The sequence below is a fragment of the Burkholderia sp. SJZ089 genome (assembly GCF_007828315.1).
Lineage (GTDB): Bacteria > Pseudomonadota > Gammaproteobacteria > Burkholderiales > Burkholderiaceae > Burkholderia > Burkholderia gladioli.
Genome location: NZ_VIUM01000001.1, coordinates 590,324 through 616,133, shown reverse-complemented (window position 1 = coordinate 616,133; position 25,810 = coordinate 590,324). Strand labels below are relative to the sequence as shown.

General features: G+C 69.0%; 22 protein-coding genes. 12 read left to right on the top strand and 10 right to left on the bottom strand.

Annotated elements, in window-relative coordinates:
* Window positions 1-2 precede the first annotated feature (2 nt).
* On the bottom strand, window positions 3-1,253 hold the full coding sequence (locus tag FB600_RS02380; protein WP_145756238.1) for a TolC family protein: 1,251 nt from the start codon (window positions 1,251-1,253) through the stop codon (window positions 3-5).
* Window positions 1,254-1,655: 402 nt separating this feature from the next.
* Window positions 1,656-2,075: a hypothetical protein gene (locus FB600_RS02375; protein ID WP_145756176.1), complete on the bottom strand. Its 420-nt coding sequence runs from the start codon at window positions 2,073-2,075 to the stop codon at window positions 1,656-1,658.
* A gap of 319 nt (window positions 2,076-2,394) precedes the next feature.
* On the opposite strand from FB600_RS02375, the gene FB600_RS02370 reads away from it, so the two are divergent.
* On the top strand, window positions 2,395-2,721 hold the full coding sequence (locus tag FB600_RS02370) for a hypothetical protein (protein ID WP_013690634.1): 327 nt from the start codon (window positions 2,395-2,397) through the stop codon (window positions 2,719-2,721).
* A gap of 22 nt (window positions 2,722-2,743) precedes the next feature.
* On the opposite strand, the gene FB600_RS02365 is transcribed toward FB600_RS02370, so the two are convergent.
* Entirely contained in the window at window positions 2,744-2,929 is a 186-nt protein-coding gene (locus FB600_RS02365; protein WP_017919253.1) for a hypothetical protein, read from the bottom strand.
* A 555-nt stretch (window positions 2,930-3,484) separates the two neighbouring features.
* Between FB600_RS02365 and FB600_RS02360 the strand changes: the two genes are divergently transcribed.
* Window positions 3,485-3,691 carry a hypothetical protein gene (locus tag FB600_RS02360; RefSeq protein ID WP_017919252.1) on the top strand — a complete coding sequence of 69 codons (207 nt, stop codon included), beginning with the start codon at window positions 3,485-3,487 and terminating at the stop codon, window positions 3,689-3,691.
* A gap of 261 nt (window positions 3,692-3,952) precedes the next feature.
* Here the strand turns inward: FB600_RS02360 and FB600_RS02355 are convergent, their stop codons facing one another.
* Together FB600_RS02355 and FB600_RS02350 are read right to left on the bottom strand one after the other, a co-directional pair.
* The gene (locus tag FB600_RS02355) at window positions 3,953-4,456 is read right to left on the bottom strand and encodes a hypothetical protein (protein WP_013690633.1); all 504 of its coding nucleotides are present in this window, start codon (window positions 4,454-4,456) and stop codon (window positions 3,953-3,955) included.
* A gap of 376 nt (window positions 4,457-4,832) precedes the next feature.
* Window positions 4,833-6,443 carry a DUF2957 domain-containing protein gene (locus FB600_RS02350; RefSeq protein WP_036055890.1) on the bottom strand — a complete coding sequence of 537 codons (1,611 nt, stop codon included), beginning with the start codon at window positions 6,441-6,443 and terminating at the stop codon, window positions 4,833-4,835.
* 530 nt (window positions 6,444-6,973) lie between these two features.
* Here FB600_RS02350 and FB600_RS37610 point away from each other — a divergent pair.
* The 7 genes from FB600_RS37610 to FB600_RS02315 all read left to right on the top strand — a co-directional run bounded on the left by FB600_RS37610 (window position 6,974) and on the right by FB600_RS02315 (window position 15,503).
* Window positions 6,974-7,546 carry a GntR family transcriptional regulator gene (locus FB600_RS37610; protein WP_227744045.1) on the top strand — a complete coding sequence of 191 codons (573 nt, stop codon included), beginning with the start codon at window positions 6,974-6,976 and terminating at the stop codon, window positions 7,544-7,546.
* Window positions 7,547-7,976: 430 nt separating this feature from the next.
* Window positions 7,977-9,392: an MFS transporter gene (locus tag FB600_RS02340; RefSeq protein ID WP_261383318.1), complete on the top strand. Its 1,416-nt coding sequence runs from the start codon at window positions 7,977-7,979 to the stop codon at window positions 9,390-9,392.
* Window positions 9,393-9,514: 122 nt separating this feature from the next.
* Window positions 9,515-10,504 (top strand): amidohydrolase family protein, encoded by a 990-nt coding sequence (locus FB600_RS02335; protein WP_036037943.1) that lies wholly within the window; start codon window positions 9,515-9,517, stop codon window positions 10,502-10,504.
* A 34-nt stretch (window positions 10,505-10,538) separates the two neighbouring features.
* Window positions 10,539-11,639 (top strand): maleylacetate reductase, encoded by a 1,101-nt coding sequence (locus tag FB600_RS02330; protein WP_098183073.1) that lies wholly within the window; start codon window positions 10,539-10,541, stop codon window positions 11,637-11,639.
* A 17-nt stretch (window positions 11,640-11,656) separates the two neighbouring features.
* Window positions 11,657-12,550 carry an intradiol ring-cleavage dioxygenase gene (locus tag FB600_RS02325; RefSeq protein WP_060006378.1) on the top strand — a complete coding sequence of 298 codons (894 nt, stop codon included), beginning with the start codon at window positions 11,657-11,659 and terminating at the stop codon, window positions 12,548-12,550.
* Between the two features lie 134 nt (window positions 12,551-12,684).
* A complete protein-coding gene (locus FB600_RS02320) occupies window positions 12,685-13,908 on the top strand; it encodes a porin (RefSeq protein ID WP_098152717.1) in 1,224 nt (407 codons plus the stop codon).
* Between the two features lie 119 nt (window positions 13,909-14,027).
* Entirely contained in the window at window positions 14,028-15,503 is a 1,476-nt protein-coding gene (locus FB600_RS02315; protein WP_145756174.1) for an aldehyde dehydrogenase family protein, read from the top strand.
* A gap of 95 nt (window positions 15,504-15,598) precedes the next feature.
* Here FB600_RS02315 and FB600_RS02310 read toward each other — a convergent pair whose 3' ends face one another.
* Complete coding sequence (locus tag FB600_RS02310; RefSeq protein WP_145756173.1) at window positions 15,599-16,120, bottom strand: MarR family winged helix-turn-helix transcriptional regulator; 522 nt, start codon at window positions 16,118-16,120, stop codon at window positions 15,599-15,601.
* Between the two features lie 104 nt (window positions 16,121-16,224).
* Between FB600_RS02310 and FB600_RS02305 the strand changes: the two genes are divergently transcribed.
* A complete protein-coding gene (locus FB600_RS02305) occupies window positions 16,225-16,869 on the top strand; it encodes a cytochrome b (RefSeq protein WP_222432910.1) in 645 nt (214 codons plus the stop codon).
* A gap of 244 nt (window positions 16,870-17,113) precedes the next feature.
* Entirely contained in the window at window positions 17,114-17,974 is an 861-nt protein-coding gene (locus tag FB600_RS02300) for an alpha/beta hydrolase (RefSeq protein ID WP_017919244.1), read from the top strand.
* Between the two features lie 147 nt (window positions 17,975-18,121).
* Here FB600_RS02300 and FB600_RS02295 read toward each other — a convergent pair whose 3' ends face one another.
* Together FB600_RS02295 and FB600_RS02290 are read right to left on the bottom strand one after the other, a co-directional pair.
* The gene (locus FB600_RS02295; RefSeq protein WP_145756172.1) at window positions 18,122-20,242 is read right to left on the bottom strand and encodes a TonB-dependent receptor family protein; all 2,121 of its coding nucleotides are present in this window, start codon (window positions 20,240-20,242) and stop codon (window positions 18,122-18,124) included.
* 631 nt (window positions 20,243-20,873) lie between these two features.
* Window positions 20,874-21,914 (bottom strand): LacI family DNA-binding transcriptional regulator, encoded by a 1,041-nt coding sequence (locus FB600_RS02290; protein WP_017919242.1) that lies wholly within the window; start codon window positions 21,912-21,914, stop codon window positions 20,874-20,876.
* Between the two features lie 117 nt (window positions 21,915-22,031).
* On the opposite strand from FB600_RS02290, the gene FB600_RS02285 reads away from it, so the two are divergent.
* A complete protein-coding gene (locus FB600_RS02285; RefSeq protein ID WP_145756171.1) occupies window positions 22,032-23,255 on the top strand; it encodes a phytanoyl-CoA dioxygenase family protein in 1,224 nt (407 codons plus the stop codon).
* A 13-nt stretch (window positions 23,256-23,268) separates the two neighbouring features.
* Here the strand turns inward: FB600_RS02285 and FB600_RS02280 are convergent, their stop codons facing one another.
* Window positions 23,269-24,069, bottom strand: coding sequence for a hypothetical protein (locus FB600_RS02280; RefSeq protein ID WP_145756170.1), 801 nt, complete (start codon window positions 24,067-24,069; stop codon window positions 23,269-23,271).
* 248 nt (window positions 24,070-24,317) lie between these two features.
* Window positions 24,318-25,802 (bottom strand): aldehyde dehydrogenase family protein, encoded by a 1,485-nt coding sequence (locus FB600_RS02275; RefSeq protein ID WP_096751364.1) that lies wholly within the window; start codon window positions 25,800-25,802, stop codon window positions 24,318-24,320.
* Window positions 25,803-25,810: the final 8 nt, after the last annotated feature.

Below are 25,810 nucleotides of genomic sequence, written 5' to 3'. Positions count from 1 at the left end.
CCTCATTGCGCGGCGGCCAGGGTGGACGGCACCACCTGGTATTCGAGCCGGGCCCAGGTGCGCGATACCTCGCGTTGCAGGTCGAGCACCTGCAGCTCGGCATCGAGCTGCGCGCGCCGGGCCGCGAAGCTGTCGGCCAGCGAGCCGGTGCCGGCGCGATAGGCGGCGTCGGCCAGTTGTACGCGCTGCGCGGCGGCCGGCAGCAGGGCCGCGCGCAGCTCGGCGATGCGTTCGCGGCCGCTGCTCAGCACGGCCGAATCGTTGCGGATGTCGGCCTCGACCTGTCGTTCGGTGTCCTCGTAGCCGAGCCGCGCCTTGCTGGCCAGCTCGGCCTTCTCGGCCACGTCGCGATCCTGGCGGTCGCGGCGGTTGATCGGCAGCGGGATCGACACGCCGATCGACACCATGTTCGAGTAGGCGCCGCCGCGCTGCTGGTAGGCGATCTCCCAGGTCCAGTCGGGCTTGCGCTCGCTGGTGGCGACGGCCGTATCGGCCTCGGCCACGGCGATGTCGTCGGAGGCGGCGATCAGCGTCGGCTGCGCCAGCCGCAGTGCCTCGGGCGGCAGCGAGGACACGTAGGACTCGGGCGCGGGCGGCGCGCCGGCCACGTCGCCGACCGGGCGCGCGGTCCAGCGCGACAGCGCGATCAGCGCGCTTTGCAGCGCCTGGCGGGCGGCCAGCACCTGGTCGCGTGCCTGCGCCTGCAGGGCCTGGGCGGCCACCACGTCGGCGGCACCGCCGGATTTCACGCCGCCGCGATAGGCGGCGCGCGTCGCCGCCAGTTCCTCGTCCATGCGCGCGGCGAGCTGCTCGCGCAAGGCCAGCGCCGCTTTGGCGTAGGCGGCGTCGAGCCAGGCCGTGGCGGTCTGTTGGCGGACCGTCGCCAGCTCCATCAGGTAGCCGGCGCGTTCGCGGCCGGTGCGCTGGTCGGCCAGCGCCGTGCGCAGCCGGCGCTTGTCGCGCGAAACCCATTGCTGCTCGATGCCGATGCGCCGCATCGTCATGAAGTCCTGGCCGATCGTGTAACGCTGGCCGCCCGTGACGGGCAGGTTGTCGACGCCGGCCTTCAGCGTCGGGTCGGGAAGCTGGCCGGCCTTGACGGCGGCCTCGCCGCTGGCGCGCACCGAGGCCTGGGCGGCCTGCATGGCGGCCGAGCGCTCGGCCGCCGATTGCAGCGCGGCCTCGAGCGTGAAGGGCGGCGGCGCGAGGGCGGCGGCGCTGGCGGCCGGGCGGGTTGCCGGGTCGGCGGCCATGTCGATGGCCGGGTTGGTCAACGGATCGGCAGCAGCGCTGGTTGCCGCGTGGGTTACTGGATTGGAAGCAGCGCCGGCAGCCGGGTTGGTTGCCGAATTGGCGCCAGCGTCAACAACCAGATCGGTCGCCGGTTTGGCGCGAGCGCTGTTTCCCGGATGGATTACCGGATTGGCGGCCGCATCGGCGGCCGGTCCGGCGGAAGCGGGCGTCTGCGCCTGGGCGGCAGCCGCGAACAGCGCGACGGCCGCCAGGGCGGGCGCGCGCGAGAAGGCGCGCCGCATCGACGGCGCGCCGGTATGGAAGGACATGATCTAACCCCAACAGCGGAATCGCGAACGGATTCCGTGTCCCGTGGACGGGACGACACTCACCGCGCAGGCGGTGAACCGGTCATTGCGGGATCAGACGAGACGTGGAGGGCGCCACAGGCCGTTCGGGTCGCGCACCACCAGCGATTCGGTGTAGTGGAAGCGCAGCGGCTGGGTCAGCGAGGCGGGCCGGCTGAGGTTGGCGCGCAGGGGCGGGTGATAGAGATTGCCGAACTGGCATTGCGCCGACATCTTGCAGAGATGTCCGCCGGCCTTGTGCTGGCCGGCCGGCGCCGGTTTCATGTCGTCGCAGCCGGCCATCGCGGCCATGTCGTTCACGGCGCTGGCCGACATGCCCGGCATGCCGCCCATTTCCGGCATGGCGCTCGTGCCGTCCGCCCCCATCCCTGCCTGCATCATCGGGCAGGCGCCCGTCAGCCCGCTCGCCGCCAGCCCGCTCAGGGGCAGCGTCGCGCAAAGCAGCAGGATGAAAAGGGTGCGGAGCAGTCGCATGGCGCGGATTATAGCCCGGCCTTTCTGGGCCGCGCGCAGTGTAAACAAAACTTGAGAAGTGTTGCCGCGTGACGTGCCGGGTCGAGCATGTCACGTTACATCGGTGACACATCGCGCACTCGCGGGCATGGGCGCGCGGCGCGCAAACGCATCGCGGGAAACCGCGGGGATCCCGCAGGGCCTTATCGGGGCTGGCTTTCACGCCGATCGAACGCGAGGCGGTAAAGATTCGCCGGAGCTGGTACGAATTCTGCTGAAAAGCCGTCATCAACGACATACGGGCCGCCGAGCGGTCCGGCAACGCCTGACGGAACGAAACATGGATACCTGCCCGAACCAATCCGACGCGCAATTCCAGGCCTTCCTGGCGAAACTGCTGACGCAGCCGCAACCGGCCGAATGGGGCGAGAAGCAACGCATCGAACTCGACATGGCGCGCGCCCTGTCGACCAGCATGCTGCGCGTGGCCGAGCACCTGCACGCCCAACCCGGCGATACCGAGAGCTGGCTCGCGCTCTATCGCTACGGCCGCGCGCTCGACTTCATCCTCGGCTCGCTGGCCGGCGGCCGCGACATCCACCCGCGCACGCTGCGCACGATCCTCAAGCTCGCGCACTTCGAGGTGGACGCCAACTACCCCGACTGAGAACCCGGCCGGGCCGGCTCGCTCAGTTGTAGCCGAGGATCGCGCTGCTCGCCACGTCGGGGCGTTCGCCCGCGTTGGTGGCAAGCGCGCAGGTCGGGTTCTGCAGCACTGCCTGGTAGGGCGTGGCGGCCTTGGCCTGCGCGAGGGCGGCTAGGCTGCCCTCGACGGCGAGGGATTCGGCTGCGTCGAGCGGCGAGTGGGCGGGCATGACGGGTCTCCTGCTTGGGAAATCGGTTCGGGATCGGATCGATGCCGCTTTCGATGCGTGCTTATGCGGCGGCAATATGACAGGCACTATCCCAGAATCGCCTCGGCCGCCCAAGCGAGTATTTTTTATTCGAGCCTTCAGTTTTTCTGATGGCCATCACAAAATGATCCAGTGAAACGAATGGTATCGGCAGGCGATTCCGCCATGCCGCCATTGCCCATCGCGCCAGTCAGCAATGGCGTTCTCGGCGATTTCACCGGCGCCTCTCAAGTTCCGCCGCGCCCGACCGTCAATCAGCATAAATCTGCTTGATTCAGGTCAAATTCCCAAGGTGCAACGATTGCGTGAACGAACTTCGATGGTTTTACTGACGAGTCGTCCCGGCTCGACGCGCGGCTTCGCCCGGGCCGGCGGCGAGGCGGCGCGACGCGAAGGCCGCATGAACCGCGAGATAGCGGCCCGACAACAATACAATCGGGGGCAGGTATGAGAGGCATTACGGGATACAAACTGAAGCAAAGGATCGGGGACCGGTTTCCGCAGCGCGGCGACGCCTTGCCGGACTGGCTGGAAGACGCCGGGGCGCGCGATCGCGTGGTCGACAAGGTGCGCGCCCTGGGGCAGGGCTTCTTCGAGATGAGCGAGCGCGATTATCGGTTCTGGTCGGATCACCTGCCCGAGGACGAGTTCGTCGAATTGATCGCGCTGATGATCAAGCTGGCGCACGAGCCTGCCGTGAACGCGGCGGCGTCGCGCAACTGAGCGGCAGGGAAATGCGGGCTGGCCGGGTGCCGGCCCGTTTTGCTTTCGGGTATTTGTATTCGCGGCGGTTTCTTCCATGCCGCATTCATGATGTTTCCGCCTTGAGCGGCCCGCGCATCGGTTTTTCTTTTCCGCGCATCTTCCGCCGTCGCAAAGAAAACGGGGTGGTGCGCGCGACACCACCCCGTTCGATCCTGCCGGGTCCTGCCCGATTCCACGATTCGCTCCGGCGCGCGGCCCTGCGCCCCGGCGCGTCGCGGTTTATTGGACGTGGAACTTCGGCGACGTATTGATCGTGCCCGTGACCGTGCAGTTCGGCGTCAAGACGGCATTTTGGAACGTCAGCGACGAGGCCGAATCGTTCCATGCCGTCACGACCTGGCTCGGGCCGCAGGTACCGAGCAGCGAGGCGCTGACCTGGGCATTGTTGATGGTCAGCTGGGTGGGCGTGTCGGCCTGGCCGGTCCACGGAGTGGCGCTCGTGGCGCTGCCCTGGATCAGCCCGCACAGGCCGCCGCCGGTGAAGGACGTCGAGGTAATCGTGAGGATCCCGGTGCTCGTGATCGTGCCGTTGAACGTGGCGGTGCAGTTCGCCGTTACCGAGCCCTTCGTGAGCGTGGTGCCGCCGGTGGCCGAGAACGGCTCGCCGTTGGGATTCAGCGGATTGCCGTCAGCGCGAGAAACCGTGACGGCCAATGCCGGCGCGGCCAGCGCCGACGAAACAGCCAGAGCGACGACAAGGGAAGCCACTTTTCGAATAGTCATGATGCGTGCCTCAATTGACGAATGGCGGCGAACCGCCTTGGGTGAGCGGACGTCGGGCGGCGTACCGCCCGCGTTCCGCGGGTAACCGCTTGCGTCCGCGCGGACGCGCCCGGTCGAAACAGTCCAGCATGGCCGGCAACGGAGCCTCGATACCCGTTGCCGGATGGCGGCGCATCGTTTGATCGATGCATGATGTGACGCGCCGCTTGGTACGCCGCGCGCCACCCGCGCTGACGTCCCCCTCGCTTCTCTCAGGATTCCATATCGATAGGCATCCTACCGATTCGGCCATCGGCCAGATCGGCGGCGGCAGGAGTGCTGCCGCCGATCCGTACCGATTACTGCGCCTGCTGCTGCGAATACCTCGAATACCGCCTTACTGCACGAACGCGCCGACCGTGAAGAACGGGTTGAACTGGCTGTCGTTCACCACCATCGCGTAGACCTCGCCGACCTTGATCGCCCAGCCGGTGGCGCCTTGCTTGAAGATCGCCACGTTGCCGGTACTGTTGACCGCGTTGAAGTCCTGCAGCGCGGTGACCTTCACCAGGCCCGGCGTGGCCTGCGTGTAGTCGAGCGAGAAGGTGCTCGAGGCCAGCGAGGTCAGCGGGTTGACGAAGGCGGCCGTGGCGCCGCTGAACAGCGTGGACGTGTAGTTCGCGCCGTAGGTCGAGACCGCGGTGCCGTCCAGGCAGTTGCCGGCCGACGGATCGAAGGAACCGTTGGCATACACGCCCGGCAGGTTCGGATGCGGCTTGCTCGCGTCGAAGCCCGGGGAACTGACAGCCGGCGAGGACGACGGACCATTGTTGGCCACGATCCCGCAGGCCGCGGCGCTGGTCGCACCGATGAAGCCGCCGGTCAGCGAATTCGCGGCGATCGGCGTGGCCGGGGCGAGCGCCGAGATGCCGATTTCCGCGTCGGCGACCGTGTCGAGCAGATCACCCGGCGGCGTCGAGGCATAACCAACCCGGATCACGATCGGGATCAGCGCGCCGCGCAGCTTGCCGACGATCATGATCCCCTGCGCCTGGCTCGGCGCGAGCAGCACGATCGGCTGGCCTTGTCCTGCGCTGGTATAGGCGGCGCCGGCCGAGGTCGGCTTGCTGACGAACACGTTGTCGGCGGAGCCGTCGGCGTTGGTGCGCAGCGTCCACGGCGTGCCGGTCGTATGGCAGGAGTAGTCGCTGCCGGCCGTGATCGAGCAGGAGCCGTCCGCGTTCAGGGTCTCGTTCCAGTTGATCACGTCCGGCTGCCAGCCTTGCGGTTGCGCCGTCTGGTACCCCGTGCCGGTCGGCGAGAGATGGATGCCCAGCTCGTTGTAGTTGCCGGCCACCTTGGTGAAATCGGTCTCGGTATCGGTGAAGCCGATGTAGGGGAAGAAATCGAAGCTGCGCGAGGGCACCGAGCCGAGCGTGATGCCGGGCGCGAGCGTGATCCCGGGGAAGGCGATGGTCGCGCCGGGAATCCCGCCGCCCACCACGCCGTTGCCGACGAACAGCGTGGGCGCGTCGGCCGGATTGACGGTGATCGAATACGAGCCGTCGGCGGAGGCGCCGTTGTCGAGCACGAAGGCGCACTGGTTCTGCGCGGCGGTCGGCAGGTTGGTGGCGCGATGGAAGGTGCCGGTGATGGTCTGGCCGGCGCGCGTGTTGTTGATCTGCCCGGCGCTGACCGGCACCGAGGACAGGATGAAGTCCATCTGGTAGGTCAGCTTGGTGGTATCGAAGCGGACCCTCACGTATTCGCCGCTGCCCGAGCCGCCGGTATAGACGGTCGAGTAGTCGAGCGTGCTGGGGCAGAGTGCGTTGGGGGTGCTCGGCTGGGTAGTCGAGCCGCTTGCCGGGCAGCTGCTGCCCGAGCATTGCGGGACCTGGATCGCGGCCGGTGGATCGCCGCCGTCGCCGCCGCCACATCCGGCGAAGAACGGCATCGCGAGCGCGAAACAGGACAGCAGCGCCATGCGCGGCTTGGTGTTGCGGAACATACCCCCTCCTTGTTGGTGATTCCCGGTGTCTCGACGTCGATCGGGGCGCGGGCCTTGCCTGGCCCGTCGGATGCGGCGGTTCGATCGACGAGGTTCGGGCGCGCGGCCGGCACCACCAGGGCGCCGGCCGCGACGTCCGGAATTACGAATGCGTGAAGCGGATGCGGGTTGCGCGGCTCGTGGCGACGCATCCGTGAAAATGCGGATATGAATGCCGTATCGGCGAAGGGACGAACGCGATGCGCCTCGTGCGCGCTGTTCGTTCCGGCGGGAATGACGGGCGAGTCTCGCCCGATTGGCCCCTTGTTTGCGTGCGTAGCATCGATGTCTCCGTCGGTACGCGCTGCGTGTTATTTGCTGGAACTTGTTTCGCGAAACTATGATGCGTAGCGTCTTTCAAGTAAATGGACAGCGAATTCCAAACGGTCAGGCGGCGATTCATCCTATCGCGGAAAGGGTTTACGGCGAAATTTAAACAGGTCGGGAGATGCGCGGGGAGGGCGCTTCAGGCGGGACGAAGGAGGGGATCGTTGCGAATCGCGCCTGGCATCGTTTCATTGCCGGCGAACCGATCGATTATTGTGCAGCGAAGCAAAACGAAATCGGATCGCGCGAATGCTCGAATCGTCGAATGCATGGTGCAATGTCACGCGAGCGATCGCGAGGCTGGAGTCCGGCCGGGGTTTGATGTCAAAATCGCTGCACCGCCGGATCGGCGTCAGCGCGGCACGAGATCGCGCTCCATTGCCTGCCGGCGTGAAAGGGCTCTCACACTAGGTGGATATCGCATGCAAGGATTCATCGAAACCGCAGTCGGCCGCGCGAGCGAATCGCGCGCGCCGCGTCTCGCGCAGGACTGGCGCCCCGACTTTTCACGGATTCGCGGCCATGTGGCCTTCGCCATCGCCGACCAGATCGAGGAGGCGATTCGCGCCGGGCTGTTCCGTCCCGGCGATCGCCTGCCGAGCCAGCAGGCCATTGCCGATTCGCTGGGGTTTCATCCGAACACCGTGTATGCCGCGTTTCGCGAAGTCGCGCGGCGCGGCTTGATCAAGGGCTTCGCCGGACGCGGCACCCTGGTGCTCGACTACGCGTTGAGCTGAGCCCGGCGCCACGTATCGAGGTGGCATCGGCGATGCCGGAAATCGCGGTTCGTCGCATGCCGGGATCTCGCCGCCAATGACCAGGCAAATTCGACCGCTCGCGATTCGCACATCCGTCATTTTTCCCGTCCCGCTCTCCTTGCCGAGCCGCCGCGCATGACGCGGCGAACTTCATCGGCTTCCTTCCCGTCCGTGCGTTTTCCTCGTCGCGCATCGCGACACCTGTCGCTTTCGATGGCTGCCGCCTGATGGCCGGCGGCACTGCCGTTCGCCCCATATCCGCGTAAACGCCTATGTTTGCTTGCAAAAGCAAATATATACTTCGACGCATGTTTGCGTTTGCAAATAAATTTCGGGCGAGCCGAACCGGCGGCGCCCGTCACGATCACGCCCGAACGCCGCCGCGCGCGGCCACTGCATGCCGATCACGATGAGCACCACTTCACCGCAGCACCTCGCCCAGGGGCCGACGCTGGACGTCCCGGCCCTGATCGACGCGAGCCCGATAGGCCGCTTCCAGCTCGGTGTGTTCGTGCTGGCCGGCGCGGCGATGATCATCGACGGTTTCGACGTGCAGTCGATGGGTTTCGTCGCGCCGGAGCTGGTGCGCGACTGGGGCATCGCGCGTGTGGCGCTCGGCTCGGTGTTCTCGGCGAGCCTGGTGGGCATGCTGCTCGGCTCGCTGGCGCTGAGCGTGCTGGCCGACCGGATCGGCCGGCGCCCGGTGCTGGTGGCCTCGATGTTGTTCGCCGGGCTCTGCATGCTGGGCACCGCGCATGCGCGCACGCTCGCGCAACTGCTCGCGCTGCGTGCGCTGAGCGGCGCCGGGGTGGGCGCGATCATGGGCAATGCGATGGCGCTGGTCAGCGAATACTGCCCGGTGCGCCGGCGTGCCTCGACGATGATGCTGGTGTCCTGCGGCTTCACGGCCGGCGCCGTGTTCGGCGGGCTGATCGCGGGCTGGCTGATCCCGCTGGCGGGTTGGCGTGCCGTGTTCCTGTCGGGCGGCCTGGTATCGCTCGCGATCGGCCTGCTGATGGCCGCGATGCTGCCCGAGTCGGTGCAGTTCCTGGTGCTGCGCGGCGCGCGCCGCGAACGCATCGCGCGCCTGGTGAAGGGCATCGTGCCGCACGAGCCGGCCGCGCGGCTCGCCGAGGCGCATTACCTGGTGCGCGGCGCGAAGCCGGCCGGCGCGCCGGTGGCCGAGCTGTTCCGCGCCGGTCGCGCCCGCGCCACGCTGCTGCTCTGGGGCCTCAACTTCGCCAACCTGCTGAACCTGTTCTTCCTCTCGAACTGGCTGCCGACCATCGTCAGCGACCTGGGCCAGCCGCGCGCGGTGGCGCTCGCGATCGGCACCTTGCTGCAGGTGGGCGGCACGCTAGGCACGATCGGCATGGGCCTGCTGATCGACCGCGCCGGTTATTTCCGCGTGCTGGTGCCGGGCTTCGTCGCGGCGGCGCTGGCGATCCTGCTGATCGGCCAGCCGGGCCTGCCGCTGCCGGCCCTGTTCGCGGTGGTGCTGCTCGGCGGCATCTGCATCGTCGGCGGCCAGCCGGCCATCAATGCGCTGACCGCCTCGGTCTATCCCACCCGCATCCGCGCCACCGGCATCGGCTGGGGCCTCGGCATCGGCCGCGCGGGCTCGATCGTCGGGCCGGTGGCGGCGGGGCAGCTGGTTGCGCTGGGCGGCTCGGCGCATGCGATGTTCGTGGCCTCGGCGCTGATCGCGCTGACCTCCTGCGCGATGACGCTCGTCCTGGCGAGGCGGCGCGACGGGCCGGGCGACGCCGAACCTCCGGACGCGGCATCGGCCGACGGCGCGCGCGAGGCCGCCGTCGAGCACTGATGGCACCGAGATGAATTTCCCCTATCCCGCATCCGCTCGTCTGCACGACTGAGCGATGTACCGAACCGCGAGCCCGTGCCTTGAACGGGCCTCGCCCCGACTGCCTGACACTGGAGATTGGCATGACGTTCAGCAATGTGAAGAAGATCGCGCTCGAGGAGCATTTCGCCATCGCCGAGACCATCGAGGATTCGGCCGGCTTCGTGCCGCCCGACGACTGGGTGGAACTGCGCGGCCGCCTGCTCGACATCCAGGAGCGGCGCCTCGCCGAGATGGATCGCGCCGGCATCGAGCTGATGGTGCTGTCGCTGAACGCGCCGGCCGTGCAGGCGATCCGCGATCCGCGCCAGGCCGTCGAGCTGGCACGCCGCGCCAACGACTACCTGGCCGAGCAGGTGGCGCGCCGCCCGGATCGCTTCCGCGCCTTCGCGGCCCTGCCGATGCAGGCGCCCGAGCAGGCCATCCGCGAGGCCGAGCGCTGCGTGCGCGAGCTCGGTTTCGTCGGCGCGCTGGTCAATGGCTTCAGCGAGGCCGAGGACGGTGCCGAGCTCTATTACGACCTGCCGCGCTATCGTCCGTTCTGGGCCGCGCTGGAAGCGCTCGAGGTGCCGTTCTACCTGCATCCGCGCAATCCGCTGGCGGGCCGCGCGCCGATCTACGACGGCCACTCGTGGCTGATGGGGCCGACCTGGGCCTTCGGGCAGGAAACCGCGGTGCACGCCTTGCGCCTGATGGGCTCGGGCCTGTTCGACGCGCATCCGCGCCTGCAGATCATCCTCGGGCACATGGGCGAGGGCCTGCCCTACAGCATGTGGCGCGTGGACAATCGCAACGCCTGGGTTTCGGCCAAGCCGAACTACCCGGCCGAGAAGCCGATCGCCGAGTATTTCCGCAACAACTTCTGGCTCACCACCTCGGGCAATTTCCGCACCCAGACGCTGATCGACGCGATGCTCGAGATCGGTTCGGACCGCATCCTGTTCTCGGCCGACTGGCCCTTCGAGAACATGGATCACGCGGCCGACTGGTTCGACCATGCCTCGATCAGCGAGAACGATCGCATCAAGATCGGCCGCGGCAATGCCCAGCGGCTGCTGAAGCTCGGGCGTTGAGCCGGATGCGCGCCACCTTGACTGGATCGAAGCGATGAATCCGATTCCCTACGCGGCCGTCAACACCTGCCTGCCGTTCACCTACGAAGCGCTGCCGGCCCGGGTGCATTTCGGGCACGGCACGCGCGCCCGGCTCGGCGAGGCGGTCGAGCGGCTCGGCATCTCGCGCGCCTTGCTGATGTATGGGCCGCCGCATGCCGAGGTGGCCGAGGAACTGGCCGGGCTGCTCGGCGCACGCGATGCCGCGCGTTTCGACGGCGCGCGCATGCACACGCCGGTGGCGGTGACGGCCGAGGCGCTCGCGCTGGTCGAGGCGCGCCAGATCGACGGGCTGATCGCGATCGGCGGCGGCTCGACCACCGGTCTCGCGAAGGCGCTCGCCCTGCGCACCGACCTGCCGCAGATCATCCTGCCGACCACCTACGCGGGCTCGGAGATGACGCCGATCCTCGGCGAGACCGAGAACGGCATCAAGACCACCCGGCGCAGCCCGCGCATCCTGCCCGAATGCGTGATCTACGACGTCGACCTGACGCTGGGCCTGGGCGTCGAGATGTCGGGGATGAGCGGCATGAACGCGATCGCGCATGCGGTGGAGGCACTCTACGCGCGTGATGCGAACCCGGTGATCCATGCGCTCGCGCTGGACAGCGTGCGAGCCCTGGCCAGGGCGCTGCCGGCGATCCATGCCGATCCCGCCAACCGCGCCGCGCGCGCCGACGCGCTCTACGGCGCGTGGCTGGCCGGCGTCTGCCTGGGCTCGGTCGGCATGGCGCTGCACCACAAGCTCTGCCACGTGCTGGGCGGCAGCTTCGAGCTGCCGCATGCGCAGACGCACGCGCTGGTGTTGCCGCACGCGCTCGCCTACAACGCGCCGGCCGTCCCGGACGTGATGGCGCGCCTCGCGGCGGCGCTCGAGGTGGACGATGCCTGCCTGGCGCTGCATGATCTGAACCTGGCGATCGGCGCGCCGCGCGGCCTGGGCGCGATCGGCATGCCGGAGGCCGGCATCGCGCGCGCGGTCGAACTGGCGCTCGCCAATCCCTACTGGAACCCGCGGCCGCCCGAGGCGGCCGGGCTGCGGAGCCTGCTGGAACGTGCCTGGCAGGGCGCGGCGCCGGCTGTCGCGGCCTGAAGCAAGGAACACGCACCATGAGCGACACCCCACAACGAAGCTACCCGCTGTTTTCCGAACAGGACTCGGCCGAGATCGTCAATGCGCGGATCGGGCCCGACGTGGCGCCGCGCACCGCGCAGATGGCCGCCGCGATCGTGCGCCACCTGCATGCGGCCGTGAAGGAGATCGAGCCGACCCACGAGGAGTGGTACGCGGCGATCCGCTTCCTGACCGAAACCGGCCAGATGTGTAGCGACTGGCGCCAGGAGTTCATCCTGCTGTCGGACGTGCTCGGCGTGTCGATGCTGGTCGACGCGATCAATCACCGGCGGCCCGGCAACGCCACCGAGAACACCATCCTCGGCCCGTTCTTCGTGGAGGGCCTGCCGGTGCTGCCGGCAGGCAGCAATCTCTGCCTGGACGGCAAGGGCGAGCCGCTGGTGGTGACCGGCAGCGTGAGCGATACCGAGGGCCGGCCGGTGGCGGGCGCCACCATCGACGTCTGGCAGACCAACGACGACGGCTACTACGACGTGCAGCAGAAGGGCCTGCAGCCCGAGGGCAACCTGCGCGGCAAGTTCGAGAGCGATGCCGAGGGCGGCTTCTGGTTCCGCAGCGTGCGCCCGCGCGACTACCCGATTCCCGACGACGGCCCGGTCGGCAAGCTGCTGGCCACGCTGGGGCGCCATCCGAATCGCGCCGCGCATATCCATTTCATGATTCAGGCGCCCGGCTTCGAGACCGTGATCACGCACATCTTCTCGCCGGATTGCCCCTACCTCGCCGAGGACACGGTGTTCGGCGTGAAGCAGAGCCTGGTCGGCGAGTTCGAGCGCGTCGACGATGCCGGCGCCGCGGCCGCCTACGGGTTCTCGGGCCCGTTCTGGAAAACCGATCGGCCCTTCGTGCTCAAGCGCGAGGAAGGCTGAACCCCGGCGACGCGCGCCTGCCGCCCGTCATCCCGCCACCAAGACCAAGGAGACCGCCACCCACCTGGTAGCCGCAGCAGCACGATCGTGACGATAAAGAGAACTAATTATTATGAAATTGGAGACGATAGGTCATGAAGCATTGCATTCTGGGCGGCCTGGCCGCGCTGGGAGCTGTCTGCGCGCACGCGCAGAGCAGCGTGACGCTGTACGGGATCATCGACGCGGGGGTGTCCTACGCGAACGACGTGCAGACCGCGAGGCCGGGCGGGCGCCCGACCGGGGCCGGCCAGGTGTCGTTCCAGGACGGCCTGACGGCGGGCTTGTCGGGTAGCCGCTGGGGCTTTCGCGGCAGCGAGGACCTGGGCGGCGGCCTGAAGACGATCTTCACGCTGGAGAACGGCTTCACGGTCAACAACGGCACGCTCACGCAAGGCGGCGCGGAGTTCGGGCGGCAGGCCTTCGTCGGCCTGGCCTCCACGCGGCTGGGCACGCTCACCTTCGGGCGCCAGTACGACACGCTGCTCGACTCGATCCAGCGTTTCTCGGCGCCGTCCTGGGCCGGCTGGATGGCCTCGCACGTCGGCGACATCGACGACCTCGGGCTGCTGTACCGCATCAACAATGCCGTCAAGTACGTCACGCCGGTGTTGGGCGGGCTGCGCGTGAGCGGGCTCTACAGCTTCGGCGGCGTGCCCGGCGCGGGCGGGCAGAACCAGGTCTGGTCGCTCGGCGCGAGCTACGAGCATGGCGGCTTCGGCTTCGGCGCGGGCTACCTCAACGCGCGCAATCCGAACGTGTCGTTCTACGGCAATACCCCGAACAAGGGGCTCGCCACGATCAACAACATCGGCTCGGCCGGCTCGGTGACCACGCCCGAATCGTTTCCCGCCTTCGCTGGTTATGCCTCGGCCAATACGCTGGAGATCATGGGACTGGGCGGCAGCTACGGCTTCGGGCGCACCACCGTGGGCGGCGTGCTGACTCGCACCCGCTTCGATTCGCTGGGCTCGGCCTCGGGCCCGAATCCGCTCGGTTATACCGGCAACGCGGTGTTCACCAGCGCCGAGCTCGGCGTGCGCACACTGATCACGCCGGCCCTGCAGACCGGCATTGCCTTCGACTACACGCGACGCAATTCGGTCGACGGCGACGGCGGCGCGCGCTACCTGCAGCTCGACGCGGTGGCCGACTACGCGTTCTCGACGCGCACCGACGTCTACCTGCTGGCGATCCTGCAGCGTGCCAGCGGCCGCGATTCGCTCGGCCAGCCGGCGGTGGCCACCATCGGCGGCTTCACGCCGTCGGCCACCGACAAGCAGGTGGTGGTGCGCGTGGGCTTGCGGCAACGCTTCTGAGGAAGTTTCATGAGGCACGCAATCCGGGCTCGAATCGCGTGCATTTGTTTGCAATTGCAAGTATTGCGATTGCTATGTAAGATGCCTCGCATCGATGGGAACAGGCAAGGAGTGGACTGATGCAGAAGGATAGTGAACAGGGCGCCGCGGCACCGATCGAGGCGCGGCACTGGATCGACGGCGAGTGGCTGCGCTCGGCGCGCACGGGCGACAGCGTCGACCCGGCCACGGGCCGCATCATCGGCCGCTATCACGATGGCGGCGCCGAGGAGGCCGAGCTGGCCATCGCGGCGGCCGCGCGCGCCTTCGGGGACGACAGCTGGACCGCCGATCCGCAGCGCCGCGCGGTGGCGCTGATGCGCCTGGCCGATGCCTACGAGGCACGCCGCGAGGAGGTGGTGGCCACGCTCTGCCGCGAGAACGGCAAGCTGCGCCACGAGGCCGGTTTCGAGGCGGGGCTGATCCTGCGCGGGCTGCGTTTCGCGGCCGGCCTCGCGCTGCAGAACTTCGGGCGCGTGATGGACCCGCGCCCCGGCTTCCAGGGCATGAGCATCGTGCAGCCGATCGGCGTGGCCGGCTTGATCATCCCCTGGAATTCGCCGGCCTACCTGTCGATCCGCGCGCTCGCGCCGGCGCTGGCGGCCGGCTGCACGGCGGCGATCAAGATGCCGATGCAGGCCGCGCAGACCGCGGCGCTGATGAGCGAGATCCTCGCCTCGGTGCCGGACCTGCCCAGGGGCGCGGTCAATCTCTTCATCGAGTCGGGCGCGGCCGGCGCGAAGCGCCTGGTGGATTCGCCGCTGGTGAAGACGGTCAGCTTCACCGGCAGCACCGGCACGGGCCGCGCGATCGCGCTGGCCGCCGCCGCGCAGCTCAAGCGGGTCGGCCTCGAGCTGGGCGGGAAGACGCCGCACCTGGTGTTCGACGATGCCGATCTCGATGCGCTGCTGCCGGTGCTGGAGAAGTCCTCGACGGTGTTCGCCGGGCAGTTCTGCATGTGCGGCAGCCGGATCCTGGTTCAGCGCGGCATCGCCGAGCGCGTGCGCGAGGGGCTGGCGGCGCGGCTGCGCGCGGTCCGGCCGGGCCCGGCCGCCGATCCCGCCAGCGACATGGGGCCCTTGATCGACCGTGCCTCGCTGGGCCGCATCGACGCGATGGTGGAGGCCGCGCTGGCGGCCGGCGCGAAGGCCATCGTGCGCGGCGGAATCGTCACCGAGGCGCCGCTCTCCGAGGGCAATTTCTATCGGCCGGCGCTGCTCGAGATCGACGATCCCGCGCTGGCGATCGCGCAGCAGGAAGTGTTCGGCCCGGTGCAGACCCTGCAGGTGTTCGATACCGAGGCGGAGGCGATCGCGTTGGCCAACCACAGCGAATACGGCCTGAGCGCCTGCGTGTGGAGTCGCGACGTGGACCGGCCGGTGCGCGTGTCGCGGCGGCTCGAGGCCGGCTTCGTGTCGATCAACGGCTGGGCCAACATCGCCGTCGAGTTCGAGGAGGGCGGCTACAAGTCGAGCGGGCTGGGACGGCTGGGCGGCGTGGCTTCGCTCGAGGATTTCATCGAGCGCAAGCAGATCACGCAGACCTACGCGGTCTAGCGTATCGACACGGCGCGCGGCAAGGCGCGGTGCGCCGGACGGGGGGGCAGGGCGAGCGCGACCAGGCTCGCCCGGGGCGCGAGGAAGCGAGTGGCTCAGCGGCGCATCTTGCGCGCCGCCGCCGCGCGCGATCGGGCCGGCGCGGGTTCCGGTTCGACCCGCGGCGCCGTCGCCGCGTCGCTGTGCAGGTTCGCGAAGATGTGGTCCATCAGCAGCTTCAACTGCTTGAGCTGGGCGCTGTCGAGCCCGGCCGTGGCGAGCTTCTCGTAATGGATCGCGCGCGGGATCCAGCGCTCGACCAGCGCGCGCCCGGAGGCGGTCAGCGAGATGCAGACGGTGCGGCCGTCGTCGCTGAGGCGTTTGCGGGTCACGTGACGCATCGTGATCATCTTGCCGACCAGCCGCGAGAGCGTCGACAGCTCGCTCGACACCATCTCGGCGAGATCGATCAGGCGCTGGTCTTCCTGCTCGCGCAGGGCGGCCATCACGCGGTACATCGGCAGGGTCAGGCCGACCTCGCGCAGCTCGGCGGAGAACAGCTGCTCCATGCGAACCCCGACCTTGGCGAGCAGGTAGGGGAAGGCTTCGGTGAATCGGTAGTGATCGATATCGGGCATGTCGGCGAGCCTGGCGTGCGGGGATGAAGGGCGTCGGCAAGGCGTCCGCCCATCTGTTTGCAAAATCAATTATTGCGCGTGGCGATTATATAGGAGGCGAAAACATGGCTCAACTTCACGGCAACGGCAACGGCAACGGCAACGGCAACGGCGATGCCGGGCCGGCGGCGCGTTATCCGCGCGGCGCTCGGCGGTTCCACTGGCTGATGGCGGCCATCATCGTGACGGTCTGGTGCATCGGCTTCGGCTCGGCGCACCTGCGCGGGGATGCGCCGCGCGGGGGCACGCCGCTGCTGGTGCACAAGGCGATCGCCTCGACCGTGCTGTTCCTGGTGGCGACGCGCATCGTCTATCGCATCTGGCGCCGGCGCGCCTATCCGGCGCTGCCCGCGAGCATCTCGCCGCCGATGCGGCGGCTAGCCGGCGGCGTGCACCTGCTGCTCTATGCCGGCGCGATGATCGCCACGCCGCTGTCGGGCTGGATCTGGAGTTCGGTGGCGGGGCACCCGGTGCCCCTGCTCGGGATCGTCAACCTGCCGCCGCTGGTGCCCGTCGACAAGGCCAGCTACGACCTCTGGATGTGGATCCACCGCGCCTTCGCCTGGAGCGCCGGCGCGGTGATCGCGCTGCATGTGCTGGCCGCGCTCAAGCATCATTTCGTCGATCGTGACGGCATCCTGCTGAGGATGCTGCCGGGGCGTGAGGCGCGGGAAGCGGCGCAGGGCGGACCGCTGCGCGATACGGCCTGAGCGCGGCGCCGATCGAGCCCCGGCGGGCGCCCGGCGCCGCGCGCGAATCCCGCGCCGCTGGCGCGAAACGACGGAGCCCACGCCGCGCGCGAAGCACGCGGCTCTTGTATCATGGGCGCCGCCGTCCGGCGGCGTCGAGCGCAGGCCCAGCCTGCCATCGGGATCGGACCATGCGTGCCGCATGTCGATCCGGGTCTCGCGCCGGCTCGCGGACTTCCGTCCATCCACTCCCAGCCCCGATCCCATGGATATCACCACCCATCGAACCGCCAACGACATCGCGATCACGCTGCGCCGTCCCGATGCCGCCGGCGCGCTGCCCGTCATCGTGCTCTGCCACGGCTTCTGCGGCATCCAGGAACTGCTGCTGCCGCGCTTCGCCGAAGCCTTCGTGGCGGCCGGTTACGCGGCCGTCACCTTCGACTATCGCGGTTTCGGCGCGAGCGGCGGCGAGCAGGGCCGCCTGGTGCCGGCCATGCAGATCGAGGACATCGCCACCGTGCTCGAATTCGTCAAGGCGCTGCCCGGCATCGACGCGGCGCGCATCGGCCTGTGGGGCACCTCGCTGGGCGGCGGCCACGTGCTGGCGGCGGCCGCGGCCGATCCCGCGGTCAAGGCGGTGGTGAGTCAGCTGAGCTTCGCCGACGGCGAGCAGGTGGTCACGCGCAGCATGAGCGAGGAGGAGAAGCAGGCCTTCGTCTCGACGCTGGAGCGCATGCGCGAGAAGAAGGCCGCCACCGGCCGCGAGATGTTCGTCGCGATCACCAAGGTGCTGACCGACGAGCAGTCGAAGGCCTTCGTGGTGGAGGCGCGCGCGCGTCATCCGGAGATGGACATCAAGATCCCGTTCCTGACCGTGCACGAGATGCTGAACTACAAGCCGGCCGAGGCCGCGGCGCGCGTGGCGTGCCCGGTGCTGGTGGTGGTGGCGGGCGAGGACGGCGTGAACCCGCCGGAGCAGGGCACCGCGCTCCACGAGGCGGTGGGCGCGAGCGTCAAGGAGCTGTTCGTCGAGGCCGGCGCCGGCCATTACGACATGTACGACGGTCAGCACTTCGAGCACAGCATCGCGAAGCAGTTGGCCTGGTTCGGCGCGCACGTCTGAACGCGCGCGCTTGAAGACATGAGGCGGCGCGCGGGCGCCGCCTGGAACGGGACGGGGCACCGAGGGCGCGACACGGCAAGTGCGTGCGCCCCCGGTGCCCCGTTTGCCTGATGAGCGGGCAGGACCGGCTGCCCTGGCCGAGCCCGCTCAGTAGACGAAGTGCCCCTGCACGTAGACGGTGCGCGGCGCGCCGACCATGCGGCCCGCGTTGCCGTCGACGTTGCGTGTGTAGTAGCGCGCGTCGCCGACGTTGTTGATGCCCGCCGTCAGCGTGCTGCCCTTCATCTTCGGGATCTTCCAGTCGGCCTGCAGGTTCCAGACGCGGAAGCCCGGCACGCGGCCGACGCTGCCGTCCGCCGATTCGGCCACCGTGTTCGCGGTATCCGAATACTGCGCGCTCTGGTGCGTGCTCGAGACGTTGAAGGTCCAGGCGCCGGTCTTGTAGCGCGCGCCGATGGTATCCGTGAAGCGCGAGTAGAACGGCACGTCGCGGCCGGCGAACTGGCCCGACTCCTGCACCGCCTTGGTGTAGGTGAAGTTGACGTAGGCGTCCAGGCCGCGCAGCGGGCCGTCGTCGGCGAACGCGTAGTCGAAGGCGGTTTCCACGCCCTGGTGATGGGTCGCGCCGATGTTCTGGAAGGTGGCCGGCACCACGCCGACCACCTGCTGGATCTGGTTGTCGAAGCGCATGTTGAAGGCGCTCACCTCGGCGTGGATCTGCCGGCTGGTCCAGCGCGCGCCCACCTCGAAGGTCTTGGCGGTTTCCGGCTGCAGCGGGTTGTTGGCCGACTGCGAGTTCAACTGCAGGTTCTGCACCGGGCCGAACGAGGTGCTGTAGTCGGTAAACAGCGTCAGCGCCGGCGTCAGCAGGTAGGACAGGCTCACCGCCGGCAGCGGCTTGTTGTTCTTCGAGCCGAAGCTCTGGTTCAGGATGTCGTCGCGGCGCACCGACTCGATGTGCTCGTAGCGGATCCCCGGCGTCAGGCGCCAGCGGCCGAAGGCGATCTTGTCGTCGATGTAGACGGCGTGCGCGTCGGTCGAGTTGTCGAAGCGCGTCGGGCTGGTCAGGATGCCGGTCAGGATCGACTGGTTGAAGCTGTTGTCGGTGCCGCGCTCGCGGATGTAGCGATAGCCGACCGTCACGTCATGGGTGGTCGGGCCCAGCGAGAGGCGCTGGGTGAAGCGCGGTTCGATCCCATAGACCGAGTAGGTGCGCGGCTGGTCCTGCAACTGCGTGCGCGCCGCGTTGATCAGCGAGCTGGTGCGGTAGCTGTCGTTGTAGAAGGTGCGGATCTCGAATTCCTGGTTCGCCGAGATGGTGTTCAGGTAGCCGATGTCGAAACCCTTGCGGTCGCCGTACCAGAAGTCGGTCGGCCGGGTGTTCTGGAACGGGTCGGCATTGAACTGCGCCACCGTCAGGCCGCCCGGCGTATGCGATTTGACGTCGTAGTAGGAGAACTTGCCGTACAGCTCGGAGCTCGGCGTCAGCTCGTAGCGCCATTTCAGCTGCAGGTCGTTGACGCTCTCGTCGCTGCCCACGCGCCAGTCGCGGCCGGCCATGCCCGAGTACAGCAGGGCCACGCCCAGGCCGTTGTCCATCTGGGTGCCGAGGAAGGTGCTGTACTGGGTGCTCGCGCCGCCGTGCGTGTAGATGTTCTCGCGCATCGTGGCGTCGGCGCTCAGGCCCGGCTGGCTGGGGATGTCGCGGGTGCGGAAGTTGATCACGCCGCCCACGTTCTGCGGGCCGTAACGCACCGAGCCGCCGCTGCGCACCACGTCGATCGACTGGATGTTGCCCAGGCTGATCGGCGCGAACGACATCTGCGGCTGCCCATAGGGGGCGAAGGCCAGCGGAATGCCGTCGAGGAGGATGGTCGAGCGCGGCGCGTAGCGACCGGTCAGTCCGCGCACGCCGATGTTCAGCGAGATCGCGCTGCCGGCCGAACCCGAGTTGTCGGTGGCTTGCACGCCCGGCACGCGGCGCAGCACGTCGCCGATGCTCGACGCGCCGCTGTCCTCGATCGCCTGGTGGTTGACCACGGTGCGCGCGCCCGCGAAGGTCTTCACGCTGTTCTGCAGGCCGCTGCCGAGCCAGTCGCCCGACACGTTGATGGTGTCGAGCACCGTGGTGTTCTGCGGCTCCTTCGGTTTCGGATCGGATTCCTGCGCGAATGCCGGCTCCGCGATCGACAGGCACGCGAGCGCGGCGAGCGCCGCGCAGCGGGTCAGGCGGGTGGTTTCGGTGAAATGGCGGCCAGTCCTTGCCATGATGCGATGTGTCCTGTTGTCGTGTGTCGAGATGGGTTGCCGCCGGATTCGCGGGTAGCGAACATGCCGGAAGTCCGCATCGGATGCCGGGCTTATCGGCAAACGATGGGCGGAATTGGAATGAGAATCATGTTTATTCGTAAGCGGTTTGCTGCGTGTCCGACATATTCGTGCGAGGTCTTCCGTAAGGGAAATGGCCGCGCCGGAACGGAGCGACACATGGGAAACGGCTAGGGGAATTGCGGTTCGGCGCTGGGCGTCGGCGGCGACGAGGGTGACGTCGTGCGTGCTTCGGGCTGAAGGTCGATGCGCTGGCTCTCGCTTGCCGACACCCCGGCGGGCGTGGCGGGGCAAGCGTTTTCTGGCTGGCGGCACCTGGCTGTCGTGATCTCGACGAACTGGCTTGGCGCTCCCGGGACGATCCGTGGACCGTGGTGGAAATCGAGGCTCCGGCACTATGCCATCGTTAATTTTTCGTTATATGAGTAATTTTGATGAAAGCAATCTGCTGGATGGATGAATCGTCCAATCGGGCGAAAACGATGCGTTTCGCGGTACTCGCATCGATCTTTCAGACGATAGACAGGCCGTGGTTTGAGCCGGCGCGGGCAGGGGCGGGTGCCTCGCCCGCTCAGGCGAAACGCGCCGCGATATGCGCCGGGATGTTCTCCGGCGTGATCACCACCAGCGACGAGCACGGTGCGATCGCGCCGGCCGGCAGCAGGCGATGGAAGTGCATCAGGTGCTGGCAGGCCGCGCGCAGGTCCTGGCGCAGGTCGTGGTGCAGCACCGCGTGCAGGCGTCCCTCGCGCAGCAGGCGGATATTGTCGCGATCGAGGTCGTGGCCGACGAAGCAGACCGGCGCCAGGCGCCGCGCCTCCAGCGCCGCGACGATTGCCGCATTGCCGCCGCCCATCGAATAGACCGCGACGATCTCGCGCCGCCTGCCCAGGGCGGCGCGCACGCGCTCGCCGGTGGCCGCGTCCAGCCCGTGGCCGCCGCTCGCGTCGATCAGGCCCAGCTTCGGGTAGCGGCTGCGCAGCGCGCGCCGGAAGCTGATCTCGCGCTCCTCCTCGCCGCGAAACCGCTCGTCGCTCAGGGTCACCAGCACCTTGCCGGAGCGCTCGCCCAGCCACTGCCCGATCAGCCAGGCCGCCGTCGCGCCGGCCACGCGGTTGTCGGGCCCGGCATAGGCCAGGCGCGCCGAGCCCGGCAGGTCGGTGAAGATCGTCACCACCGGGATGCCCTGCGCGTGCAGCGCGGCGATCGCCTCGGCGATGGCGGGTTCGTCGCGCGCCTTGAGCAGCACGCCGTGGCTGCCGCGCTTGCCGATCGCGCGCAGCGCCTCCACCACCTCGGCGGTGCCTAGCGTCTCGCGCATCAGCAGGCGTGGGCGGAACACGGCCGGATGCAGGCCCGGCAGCTCGGCATCGAGCGCCGCGCCGATCTCGTCGGCGAAGCGCGCGGGCGCCTCCACCAGCACGTCGACGATCAGCTTGCGGCCGGCCGCATCGAGCTGCCGCGCCTGCTTCTCCAGTTCGCGGATCGCCTGCTCGACACGCCGCCGCGTGTGGTCGCGCACATGCGCCCGGCCGTTCAGCACGCGATCGACGGTGGCCGCGCCGACGCCGGCCTGCAGCGCGATTTCCTTGACCAGGAACTTGTGGGCCATGATGTCGGCGATCCGGATTTGATGTGTTCTTGATGGATCGATGATAGTTCGGATCGGTCGTGCATCGCTATACTCGTTTCGCATCACGAGCCTGCATGACAGGCGGGAGACGAAGCGATGACGAGCCGGGCGCAAGCGCAAGCATTCGACAGGATTCCGAATGGAGCCGAGCCGGAACCGAACTGGTTCAGCGAGGCGGGCTGTTCGCTCGAGGCCTTCGTCGCCGAACTCGGGCGCGGTGAGCGGGAGCACGGGAGGCCGGCGCGCGCCGGCGAGCTGCTGAGGCAGGTGCCGATCTACGATTGCCGCGACCTGCGCGGCGTGTGGCGCGATCGCGAGGCCCTGATGGCCTGGCAGGCCGAATGGGCCGAGGTGTTGCTGCACGGCGCGGGCGTGCTGGTGCTGGCCCATGCCTATGAGGACACGGCGCCGATCGACGCCGCCACCGAGGTGTTCGAGGCGATCATCCGCGCCGAGCGAGAGCAGGGCGGCGGCGGAGCCGATCACTTCGCGCGGGCCGGCGCCAACGACCGGATCTGGAACGCCCAGGAAAAGCTGTGCCGGCAGGCGCCCGAAGTGTTCGCGGCGTATTTCGCCAACCCCGCGCTGCGGGCGATCGCCGAGGCCTGGCTCGGGCCGGCCTACCAGATGACTTCGCAGGTCAACGTGGTGAGGCCGGGCGGCGCCGCGCAGCAGGCGCATCGCGATTACCACCTCGGTTTCCAGAGCGCCGACCAGGCCGCGCGCTACCCGGCGCACGTGCATCGCATGTCGGCGCTGCTGACGCTGCAGGGCGCGGTGGCGCATGGCGCGATGCCGGTCGAGAGCGGGCCGACCAAGCTGCTGCCGTATTCGCAGCGTTATGCGCCCGGTTATGTCGCCTGGCGGCGGGCCGATTTCCGCGCCTATTTCGAGGCTCATTGCGTGCAGCTGCCGCTACGCAAGGGCGATGCGCTGTTCTTCAACCCCGCGCTGTTGCATGCCGCCGGCGAGAATCGTACGGCCGACGTGCAGCGCATGGCGAACCTGCTGCAGGTGTCCTCCGCCTACGGCCGCGCGATGGAGACGCTCGACCGGCGCGCGATGTGCGAGCGGCTCTATCCGGTGCTGCGTGCCTGGCGCGCCTCGGGGCGGCTGGACGAGGCGCAGGCCGAGGCCGTGATCGCATCGAGCGCCGAGGGTTATCCGTTTCCCACCCGGCTCGATCGCGATCCGCCGCTGGGCGGCCTCGCGCCGGCCAGCCAGCAGCAGTTGCTGCGGCAGGCGCTGGCGGAGGACTGGACTGAGCAGGCGCTATCGGCCGCGCTGGCCGAACACGCCTGGCGCCGCGAAGCGTCCTGAACCGCGGCGGCGATTAGGAGGCCGGCGTGGCGGGATTGACGGCCGATGCCGGCGCCTGGGCGGCGCTCGGCGCGGTGCCGCCGTGCGCCGTGCCCGAATGGAAGGACTCGAGCTCCGAGGACAGGCGCTGCGCGCGCGTGCCGTTCGGGTTGTAGTACTCCTCGACCGTCTTCACCCAGCGATTGACCGAGGGCACGTACCAGACCGCCTTGTAGAGGCGGCCGGTGATGGTGACGGCCTTCTGCCCGCCGGCGTGCGAGATCGCGGTGACGCCGTTGTTGTCGTGCACCACCGTGCTGCCGGCGACTTGCGTCGGCGCGAGGTCGGCCGTCCACTGGCCTTCGCCCTCGATCTTGATCGCATCGAAATGGCCGGCCGGCACGTCGATCGCCTCGTGGCCCACCACCCGCATCTTGGTGTCGTAGGTGCGCGAGCTCAGGCGCGCGTTCGGCTGCTGCTCGGTGAACTTGACCTCCCACTGCTTGCCGGTGCCGAGCGGGAACGCCAGCGGCCGGCTGACCACCTGCTCGGTGCCGTTCACATTGCGCGCGCGGCTCCAGTCGAGGCCCGAAATCGATTCGATCGGAGCCTGGGGCGAATTCGCGGTCCGGGTCTCGACATAGATGTGCTCGGTGGTGGTGCGCAGCGCGACGATGCTGTCGTGCGACTGGCGCCAGCCGTTCGGCCCGGTCTCTGCCGTGTTGATGTAGGTCCAGGTGTCGCCGGGCGTGATGGTCGGCGCGGAGATGCCGTCGGCGCGGCAGAGCATCGGCGTGGCCAGCAGCGCCAGCATCCAGCTAGTCTTGATTGTCATGGGGAGGGATTCCCGGGTTGGTCTCGCCGCGATTCTAGTGGGCCGAGCTTTCGCTTGGCCTGCGATCGAGAGGCCCGGGAAGGGCCAGCGAAACGGCCCGCCGTTTCGTGTCAGCAGCTTGACATCGAAGGGCGGGCACGAGATGGCGCTCGCGTGCTTCGAGACGATGCGTTCGCGGTGCCGCGCGCGTGGCGACGGAGCGATTCACATGCGCCGCGGCACGACGCGGCAAGCCACGCGCCGCTCCCTCAAGCCGAGATCCGGTGCCGCAGTTCCTGGTAGCTGCGCAGCCCGGCCAGGCCCAGTTCGCGGCCGATCCCGCTGAGCCCCAGCCCGCCCCAGCAAACCTGCGGGAAGATCAGCTGCGGGGTGTTGATCCATACCAGGCCCGCGCGCAGCGCCTGCGTATAGCGCCGCGCCGCGTCCGCATCGCGCGTGACGACCGTGGCCACCAGCCCGTAGGCGGTGTCGTTGGCCAGCGCGATGGCTTGCTCGTCGTCGCGGAACGATTTCACGCAGGCCACCGGACCGAACACTTCCTCGGTCCACAGCGGATTGTCGAGCGCGGGTTCGTCGATCACCACCGGCGCGCGGAAGAAGCCGTCGCCGCAAGCGGGGTCGAGCCGGCCCTCGAAGGCGATCGCGGCGCCGGCGGCCAGCCCGGCCTCGAGCGCGGCGTTCACGCGCGCGCGATGCGCGGCCGAGATCAGCGGGCCCATCGTCACCCCGCTCAACTGCGGCGGCCCGACCACCAGCTCGCGCACCGCCGATTCGAAGGCGGCCATGAAGTCGCCATGCAGCGCGTGATGCACCAGGATGCGCGCGGTGGCCGAGCACATCTGCCCGGCATTGGTGAAGGCGCCGCCCACCGCGAGCGAGACCGCCAGCTCGAGATCGGCATCCTCGCGCACCACCAGCGCCGACTTGCCGCCCAGCTCCAGCGTGACGCGCGTCATCCGCTCGGCGGCGGCGCGCATCACGTGCCGGCCGGCGGCGGTGCTGCCGGTGAAGGAAATCTTGTCGATGCGCGGATGCGAGCTCAGCCGCGCGCCCACCTCGGCGCCGCCGTTCACCACGTTGACGGCGCCGGCCGGCACGCCGGCCGCGTGCACGTGGGCGACCAGGCGATGCTCGACGGGCGAGCTCAGCTCCGAGGGCTTGAGCACCACGGTGCAGCCGGCGGCCAGCGCCGGCGCGAGCTTCCAGGCGGTGGTCACCATCGGGAAATTCCACGGCACGATCAGCGCGGCCACGCCCACCGGCTGGTAGTCGCGCTCGGCCGCGATCCCGGCGCCGGGGATCGCGATCGATTCGGGAGAAAACAGCGTGGCCTGCTCGCAGAGTTCGGCGTAATAGCGGAAGGTCGCGGCCGCGTCGCCCACGTCGATGTCGGCCTCGACCGGCGGCTTGCCGCTGATCTCGCGTTGCAGCGCGGCCAGCGCCTCGCGATCCGCCTCGATGCGATCGGCGATGGCATGCAGCAGCCGGCCGCGCTCGGCGCTGGCCGTCGCGCGCCAGGCCGGCAGCGCGGCGCGGGCCGCCGCCACCGCCTCGTCGACCAGCTCGGCCGTCGCGCTGTCCTGCCAGCCGGCCGGCGCGCCCGTGGCCGCGTGATGCAGCGGCGTGCGCGCGCCGGGTTCGCCGGCCTCGCGGTAGTGATCGGTGCCGGCGATCGTCGCGGCGGGATGGACGGCGCGGCCGTCGTCGGCGCGGCGGGTCGGAACAAGGCTCATCGGGGGGT